This window comes from bacterium (genome assembly GCA_024228115.1).
Classification (GTDB): Bacteria; Myxococcota_A; UBA9160; order UBA9160; family UBA6930.
Map to the genome: position 1 here is coordinate 1 of JAAETT010000663.1, position 7,895 is coordinate 7,895.

Annotated in this window: 9 protein-coding genes; 4 read left to right on the forward strand and 5 right to left on the reverse strand. The window is 65.6% G+C overall.

Annotation, left to right across the window (positions count from 1 at the left end):
• Nucleotides 1–164 precede the first annotated feature (164 nt).
• A complete protein-coding gene (locus GY937_27600; protein ID MCP5060480.1) occupies nt 165–743 on the reverse strand; it encodes an SRPBCC family protein in 579 nt (192 codons plus the stop codon).
• A 74-nt stretch (nt 744–817) separates the two neighbouring features.
• Nucleotides 818–1,777, reverse strand: a complete 960-nt coding sequence (locus GY937_27605; GenBank protein MCP5060481.1) for an aminotransferase class I/II-fold pyridoxal phosphate-dependent enzyme — start codon at nt 1,775–1,777, stop codon at nt 818–820.
• A gap of 110 nt (nt 1,778–1,887) precedes the next feature.
• Here GY937_27605 and GY937_27610 point away from each other — a divergent pair, with 110 nt between their 5' ends.
• Nucleotides 1,888–2,646, forward strand: a complete 759-nt coding sequence (locus GY937_27610; protein MCP5060482.1) for a hypothetical protein — start codon at nt 1,888–1,890, stop codon at nt 2,644–2,646.
• A 40-nt stretch (nt 2,647–2,686) separates the two neighbouring features.
• Here the strand turns inward: GY937_27610 and GY937_27615 are convergent, their stop codons facing one another.
• Nucleotides 2,687–3,532, reverse strand: a complete 846-nt coding sequence (locus GY937_27615) for an alpha/beta hydrolase (GenBank protein ID MCP5060483.1) — start codon at nt 3,530–3,532, stop codon at nt 2,687–2,689.
• A gap of 247 nt (nt 3,533–3,779) precedes the next feature.
• On the opposite strand from GY937_27615, the gene GY937_27620 reads away from it, so the two are divergent.
• On the forward strand, nt 3,780–3,938 hold the full coding sequence (locus GY937_27620) for a DUF1931 domain-containing protein (GenBank protein ID MCP5060484.1): 159 nt from the start codon (nt 3,780–3,782) through the stop codon (nt 3,936–3,938).
• A gap of 57 nt (nt 3,939–3,995) precedes the next feature.
• Here the strand turns inward: GY937_27620 and GY937_27625 are convergent, their stop codons facing one another.
• A complete protein-coding gene (locus GY937_27625; protein ID MCP5060485.1) occupies nt 3,996–5,198 on the reverse strand; it encodes a hypothetical protein in 1,203 nt (400 codons plus the stop codon).
• 80 nt (nt 5,199–5,278) lie between these two features.
• On the opposite strand from GY937_27625, the gene GY937_27630 reads away from it, so the two are divergent.
• Complete coding sequence (locus GY937_27630) at nt 5,279–6,349, forward strand: hypothetical protein (GenBank protein MCP5060486.1); 1,071 nt, start codon at nt 5,279–5,281, stop codon at nt 6,347–6,349.
• 114 nt (nt 6,350–6,463) lie between these two features.
• Nucleotides 6,464–7,093: a CoA pyrophosphatase gene (locus GY937_27635; GenBank protein MCP5060487.1), complete on the forward strand. Its 630-nt coding sequence runs from the start codon at nt 6,464–6,466 to the stop codon at nt 7,091–7,093.
• A gap of 69 nt (nt 7,094–7,162) precedes the next feature.
• On the opposite strand, the gene GY937_27640 is transcribed toward GY937_27635, so the two are convergent.
• Entirely contained in the window at nt 7,163–7,708 is a 546-nt protein-coding gene (locus tag GY937_27640; protein ID MCP5060488.1) for a hypothetical protein, read from the reverse strand.
• Nucleotides 7,709–7,895: the final 187 nt, after the last annotated feature.

The following is a 7,895-nucleotide window of genomic DNA, read 5'->3' on the forward strand; positions in this document are numbered from 1 at the left end:
AAGGTGACAGTCTGTGCGGTAGAATCCGGCTTCATGAAGGGGCCCTTGTTGAGGGGAAACGGGTGTCGCAACACGTTTCTACCGCAACTGGGGCCTTCTTCAATTCAGGAACGCGACTTCTTCATGAATTATTCGGGCTAGCGGCGTGGCCCGTGGGCCTCGCTTCAGAGTTGAGCGCTCGAGGCCACGCTTCGCATCAAGGTGGGCAGCGGTCGCGGCGTCGCCTTGCCCCGTTCGCACCAGTCGCGGATCGCCTGGAGGTAGGTGGAAGCGAGATCCGTCGCGAAGCGTCGAACCGCGAACCGGTCCAGGCAGCCACCCACCAGGGGCATCTGATTGTCGGTCGCGACGTGCATGACCAGGCGAGTTCCGCGGCGATTCTCGGAGGAACGCGTGAGTGTGAAGGTCTGGGAGAAATGGAAGAGCCCGAGAGCGACATCCGATTCGAGGCGCGACGGTGGCTCCACGTGGATCGGTGTCTCGATCAGCTCTACCGGAAGCTCGTGCAGGCGACACATCCAGCGAAAGCGGCGCCCGGCCGTCGGATAGGAAGCGTCGGGCGAGCGCGCTGCAACCACGCCCGGACGCCAATGGGCAATCTGTCGGGGATCCGAAAGGGCCGCCCACACAAAGGAAGGCTCAGCCTGGATCTCAGCGCCCATCACCAGTTTGATCACGCGTTTTCGACCAACCCTGCTTCGAACCTCTTCCGGGGCAATTTGCCCGGATCCTTCAGCGGTCATTCCGACGCGGGGCCTCCAGACGGAGGGGGGTTGGCCACGTGTCACCAGGAAGCGTAACCGGGAGCCGGCCGGGATCAAGTTCGGAAAAGCCCTTTCATTCGAGTGAGAGCTTCGCCTATGTCCGCAGCCGAGACGTCGAGGTGGGTCACGGCCCGAAGACGCGTCGCATCGAAGCGCCCGATCTTCACTCCGCATGAGGCCGCGGCGGACACGAAAGCGTCGAGATCCTCCACCCGAAACATCACGATGTTCGTCTCTGGCGCCGTCACCTCTGCGCCCAGCTCCGCCAGCCCCTCTGCCAGCCGGGAGGCGTTGGTGTGATCCTCGACCAGGCGCTCGACATGGTGTTCCAGGGCATAGAGGCCCGCAGCCGCGAGCATGCCGGCCTGGCGCATGCCCCCGCCGAGCATCTTCCGGATACGCAGCAGCGCTCCGAGCCGGTGCTCATTCGTCGCCACGACCGATCCGACGGGAGCCCCCAGCCCTTTGGAGAGACATACGGAGACCGTGTCGAAGGGAGCGGCCAACTCGGCTGCCGGCCGCCCGCTTGCAACGGCCGCGTTGAACAAGCGGGCGCCGTCAAGATGAAGGGACAGGCCACGCTTCCGAGCGAGCGAAACGATCGCATCCAAGTGGTCTGCCGGAAACACGCGGCCACCCGCGGCGTTGTGGGTATTTTCGATCGCGACGACGCTAGCCGGAGCGAAATGGGGATCATCCGGCGGCAGGGCGGCGCGCAGCTGGGCCGCGTCGAAGTGGCCTTCGTCGCCAAGACGTTCGACGTGAAGCCCTGACAAGCCCGCCGCAGCACCCGCCTCGAAGCGCTGGATATGGCAATCCTTCGAGCCGAGAACCAGATCGCCAGCACGGGTCAGGAGCCGCAGGCACGCCTGGTTTGCCATCGTGCCCGAGGGAAAGAACATCGCTCGCTCTTTTCCAAGCATTTTCGCGAGGCGCTCTTCGAGGCGCTGCACCGTCGGGTCTTCGCCGTATACATCGTCGCCGAGGTCAGCCTGCGCCATGGCGTCGCGCATTCCGGAGGTTGGGAGAGTGACGGTATCGCTGCGGAGATCGATGGCTCTCGAGGTCACAGGTTCGCTCCAAAGCGCAGGGTTCGCGCGGGTTCGAGGGTACACTGGCCGTCATGGACGATGCCCGCCAACAGTTGGCCGATGAATGGCTCCGCAGCACGCGTGTCGTCGTGCTGACTGGCGCTGGCATTTCGACTGCATCCGGCATCCCGGATTTTCGCTCGCCGGGCGGACGTTGGTCCAACTACCAACCCATTCCGATTCAGGACTTCATGGCAGACCAGGCCAGTCGCGAGGCCTACTGGCGCTACAAGGGAGAGACCTGGCAGGTGATCCAGGCGGCCGAGCCCAATCCTGCTCACCACGCGCTCGTGCAGCTGGCGGCGCACGATCACCTGGACTTGCTGGTGACCCAGAACGTCGACGGCCTTCACGTCCGCAGCGGTTTCCCAGTCGATCGTCTGATTCACATCCACGGTACCGACGCTGAGGTGGGTTGCCTCGCCTGTGGGAGGCGTGAGCCACGAGAGGCCTCGCAACAGGCCTGGGAGGCGGGCGAAGCCGTCCCGAAGTGTCGATGTGGCGAGCCCTGGAAGCCGGCGACGATCTCGTTCGGTCAGAGCCTGGTTTCAGCAGATCTGGAGCGCTCGTTTTCGGCGGCTCGCGACTGCGATCTCTTCGTCGCGATCGGGACCTCGCTGGTGGTCAGCCCCATCAATGAGATGCTTCCTCGGGCCCTGGATGTCGGCGCAAAGGTCGCCATTCTGACGGCGTCGGAAACACCCTTCGACGGGGTGGCGACCTGGCGATTCTCGGACCCGTTGGAGGTGATCCTGCCGGATCTCGTCGCGCGGATGGACCCGGATTCCTGAAGACAGCTGCCCTGCATCCCTGCGAGTGGGCCTGGCTCGTCTACGTTGCATCCAGGAATCGGATTGCCGCCGCGAGCACCGCCGCAGGTTGATCCACGTGGACGTGATGCCCCGCGTCTGCGATTTCGATGAACTCGCAGTCCGGGATCTTTCCGGCGATGTCGGCGGCGCCTTCCGAGGTGAGCAGGTTGCTATCCGCGCCTCGCAACAGCAGGGTCCGGCACGCCACGGCCGAAAGGTCCGGGGGGCGACGTCCTGGTACGCCGAACCAACGGGGATCGAATTTGAAGCCGAACCGACCATCGGGTTCGACACAAATCGAGTGCGCGGCGATCGCCCGCCGCAGCTCCGGCGCCGCGTGGGCCGCGCCGGGCAGGAAGCGGAACTTGTCGATCGCCTGCTCGCGGGAGGTGTAGGTTCGACGAAGCGTCAGTGCCAGACGGGTGGCGCGCTGGCGGCTCGCCGAGGCGCCTCGGGCCAGATCGATCAGGACCAGCGCCGGTGTCCTACGAGGCTGCGCCGCGTGCCAAAGGGCCACATGCGCGCCCATGGAGTGGCCCATCAGAATCGCCCCCGGCTCGTCCAGATGCTCCAAAAGGGCCTCCAGATCGTCCGAAAAGGCACCTGGGGCATGTTCCGCCGGGAAATCCGAGTCTCCGTGCCCGCGAAAATCGAGAGCCACGACGTGGAAACTCCGGGCGAGGGTGGGTGCCAGATGATCCCACCAATGGGCGTTTGCGCCCGCACCATGGAGCAGCACGAGACAAGGCGCGCCGGGTTCTCCTCGGTGAATGGCATGCAGCTGGAGGCCGGCCAAACCGTCGGTCGTAAAGAGTTCTTCTCGTGTTTCGGCTTCGGTCTCGGCGGGGTTTCCGGCGTTCGACATGGCCGCGCAACGTATCGCAGTGGGCGCCGGCGGAAAGACCCTCGGAAACAGCCCCCAGAGCCCGATCTGGGCAGTTTTTTCTTTGACTCCGTCGGCGGAACGCTTACCATCCCCAGCCTCGAACCGGGGCGTGCAGTGCGTCACGGGGGGGAACACGACCGGGCAGCCGTCATTGCTCGCCCGGCATGGGAGGTTCATTCAGATGGCAGCACGTAGGAAGAAGGCGGCTCGCAAGCCGGTCGAACTCATCATTTCCAAGGCCCGCACCAAGGCGGCCGTGAAGAAGTGCAATGTCGGAGGCGAGTTCTACGGCGCTCTCGACGCGAAGGTGCGTGAGCTGATCAAGGACGCTGAGGCCCGCGCGATCGGCAACAAGCGCAAGACCCTGAAGGCCGTCGACCTCTAGACGACCGGCTGAACACAAAGGAGCCCGCGGGTCATTGTCCCGCGGGCTCTCTTGTTTCTAGGCCTCGGTGTCTGTTTCGCCTTCTTCGGCCTCTGGCTCGTTCTCGAGATGAAGAGGCGGTTCCGCTCGGCCTGCAGCGCGTTCGAGGTTGAAACCGACGCGAAACAACCGGTCCTGGGTCACGCGGCGCAGGGCGTCTGGCGCCGCCAGGTGGTGCTCGCCACACAGGAAATCGAGCCCCAGGCTCGCGAAGCGTGCCGCCTTCGCCAGAGATGCGGGCAGTGTCTCTGCATCGCCGAGAGGGAGGTCATCCGCCACCGCCACCCGGTTGGCCAGGGAAAGGAACTCGAGCAGCCGGGTTCTGCGCTCTTCATCGGGCAGGCCTGCGAAGGCTCGGAACAGGCTGTAGTCGGTCTCTGCGGTGACCGGGAAGCTCGGCATCCATACCGGCATCGGATAATCCTCGAGCTCGAAACTGCGCGTCTCTTCCGAAATCCGGTCGACATGGGTTTCGCTCAGGAACGCGTAGATTCCCTTGGCCCGGTCGAGGGGCGGGAAACCCAGATCCTCGAGCCGCCCGCCGCGCCAACGTCTCGCCCATTCCTCGGTCTCCGTGGGGAGTTCCCAGATCACCGCCTGGAGCAGCCTGAAGTAGAGCCAGTAGCTTTCCTGGAAGAGAACCCGCAGAAAATCGAGAAGCTCGGTGAGGTCATCGCTGCCACGACGTGAGATCACGTAGAACTGGCCGTCGAGGGTCTGGCCGCCCGCAGGAGGCTCCCAATCGTCATCGCCGGATGGCTTCATGATGACGTGGGCCTGATCCATGAGGAGCAGTGCCCAGGCTTCGGCATCCACCGCCGCGGAAGCCTTCTGCAGCGTGGCGTCTCCGCCATCTGCGAACGCTTCGAGCCATTGTCCGAGGCGCTCCCGATCCGGCAGGCCAGCTCGCCAGGCATCGAGGTCGATGCAGGTGGTGACCTGCTCGGCGGTGGCATGCTCGAGTAGCCAGCCCGCATCCGCCAGGCCCACCGCGTGGGCGGTGAAGCAAAGCTCCGCCGGCGGCAAGCGTGGAATCACGCGCGCCGGGTCGGCGGTCAGTCCCAGCAATTCACCCCGTCGGTTGACCGGGGTCTCACAGATCAGGGCCACCTGGGCGTCCAGGCTGTGTTCGGCCATCGCCTCACGGGCGGCCTGACGGTCCGTTCGCGCCAGTTCCAGGATTCGGCTGGCCTGCGGCGGGGGGAGCTCGAGGGTTCCCATCGCGCCGATCGTAGCCCGGCCTTGCCTCGGGGGAAGTCTCAATAAATCCGGGCGCGAATGCTATCCTTCCAGTGTTCGCCGTGGCAGCCGGGTCCTCGCAGAATTCACTTCGCCGCGTGCTGCGCGGTGCCAGCGGGCTTGCTGTGCTGCCTTCGCTGCTTGCCGCCGGCCTGCTCGGCCTGGGTAGCGGCACATCGTTCTGGACGCTGCTTGCCGCAGCGTGGCTTGGCGGTTCGGTCGTTCTGGGCGGTTGGGCGTTCGACCGCGGGCGGCCTCTCAACTGGTGGGTTGGTCAGGCCCTCGTCGGGATCGTCCTGGCCTTCGGAGTGGCCGCGTTCCACGGGCTGGCGGCCGGCTCCGGAGTCACGATCCCAGCGGTCTACCGCACCCTGGCGTTCGATATCGACGCCGAGGTTGCGCTCGGTCCGCTTCTCGAGTGTGAGGCCGCGCTCCAGCAGGGTCCCGTATTGGCGAACTCAGGAGCGCATCCGCGCTTCGGTGCGCCTGAGGGTCGGCTCTGGTTCGACGCGCCGGGTTCCGAGGGGCGCCGTCAGCTCCACTTCATCGATCCCGGCAGCCGGGCGTCGCGCTGCTGGACCTGTGGCGAGGCCGGCAACAATTTCCGACCGGTGCCGAACCCGATCGGCGAAGGCGTCCTGTTCGAATCGGACAGAGGAGGTGGACTGGGCGTGTTCTCGGCCGAAACCAGGGAACGTTCGCGCGGGCGGTTGCCCTCTCGGCGGATCATCCCGGCGACTGCACCCGGAGCATTCCCCATCTACGAGGCCGGGGGCCGCGGCATGGTCTGGTCGACGGGGAACGAAGGACGCTTTTCCATTCTCACGGCGGCTCTCGTCGCTGGTCACGGCGGTCTTTCCCTGGGCTCCCATCGCCCCCTTGTTTCTGGCGGTCTGGATTGGGTTGCGCCTCTCGCGTGGTCGCTGGATGCGCGCTCGCTGGTCTACGCCCGCGGAGCCGGTCCCGATGCGTTCCAGCAGGCATGGGCTTCATCCTGGCGCGTATGGGCGGGACCCCGGCGCGAGCCGCGGGCCGAAGCCAGTTGCGCCTCGGCACGCCGGGCGAGGAGCTCGTGCGGTTGGATCTCGGCCCGGTCGCGGATTGGGGCGCCCCGACGGGCGTCGCGCTCGTGAACGACGGACGCTCGCTGGTGCTGGGGCAGTGGCGGCCTGGCGAGGGGGGGCGCGAAGAGCGCCTCATCCAGTTGAGTCGCAGCTGCCGGGAGAAGCTGTAGCTATCCTGACGGGATGCCTGGTCTGGAACAGATCCGTGCGGCCTTTTCCGGCCACGAGCCCGAGCTGATCGAGCGGCCCTCGGACCGTCGAGCCGCAGTGGCGGTGGTGCTGCGCGAGAACGCTGGGCGGCCCGAGGTGTTGCTGATCGAACGTGCCACCAAGGAGGGCGACCCCTGGTCGGGGCATATGGCGTTTCCCGGGGGCCGCGTCGAGGATGTGGACGGGAGCATCCAGATCGCTGCGGAGCGCGAGACCTTCGAGGAAGTGGGCGTCTCTCTCCAAGGCGCAGAGCTGATCGGTCGCCTCGATGATCTCCAGGGCCGCCATGCCGGGCGCGTGGCTCCTCTCGTCATTTCCGGCTTCGTCTTCCATCATCCGTCGCCGGACGAGCTGATGCCGAACTACGAAGTAGCAGAGACCTTCTGGTTCCCCGTTCGCGAGCTCCGTCAGCCCGAGCGTCATATCGAAAAAGCGTTCCGCGAAACCGGCAGTCTGCAGTTTCCCGGGATCGTCGTCGGGGATCCGGAGCGCCACGTCGTCTGGGGCCTGACCTACCGATTCATCGAGATCTTCTTCGAGGTCGTGGGCCACCCATTGCGCGACCGATGGGGTGAGCTGCCGATGATCGACCGGACGCCCTGAGATCGATCGCTAGTTGCAGGATTCCATTTCGCTTCACGTAAGAGAAGCGAAGCGGCCGCTTTGCGAGGCTCAGTCCTGGGTTTCGCGCGCGAGTTCTACGTCGACGACGAGCCGATCGCTCTCGGCTTCGAGGGCAGTGCGGAGGCTGCCTTCGCCAAGGGAATCGGGGACCTCGCAGAGGATCGTCATCTGATAGTGAGGCGAGCCTCCGGGGCCCGGCTGACTGGACGTGGAGAGGTCGGCGATGTTCACGCCGAGGTTGGCGAGGGCACCGCAGATGCCGGCCACGATTCCTGCCTTGTCTTCTCCGGCGGCGACGACCCGGAACAGCTGGGTGTCCGGTGAAGGAACGGAGGGTCGGGTCCCGGTTTCGAGGTGGCGGAGAAGGATGGTGAGTCCATGGTCCCGCTCGAGCTGTTTGGCGCCTACCGCCAACCGGTCGCCGGAGTCTGTGCGGGTCGCGGAGCACAGCAGGATCACGGCAAAATCGGTACCGAGAATCGTCATCCGGGAATCCTCGACGTTCGCGTCGCTTTCGAGGACGAGCTGAGCCAGCTCAGCGACCAGGCCGGGGCGATCGCGGCCGATGGCAGAGAGGATGAACCACCGCTGCATTTGGATCTCCTTGGGAAGGGGGGATGTTCGCGACGGACGTCCCCGACAGGCTAGTCCCTTGTCACACCAAAAGCTGGGGGTAGAGTCGTCGCAGTTTCACGCGGGCTTGTTGGGTCGTGAATTGCCAGTCGACGCCCTTCGTCGTTCGGTTGCGATCGTCTTGCCAGGCTTGGACTTGGCGCGTGAG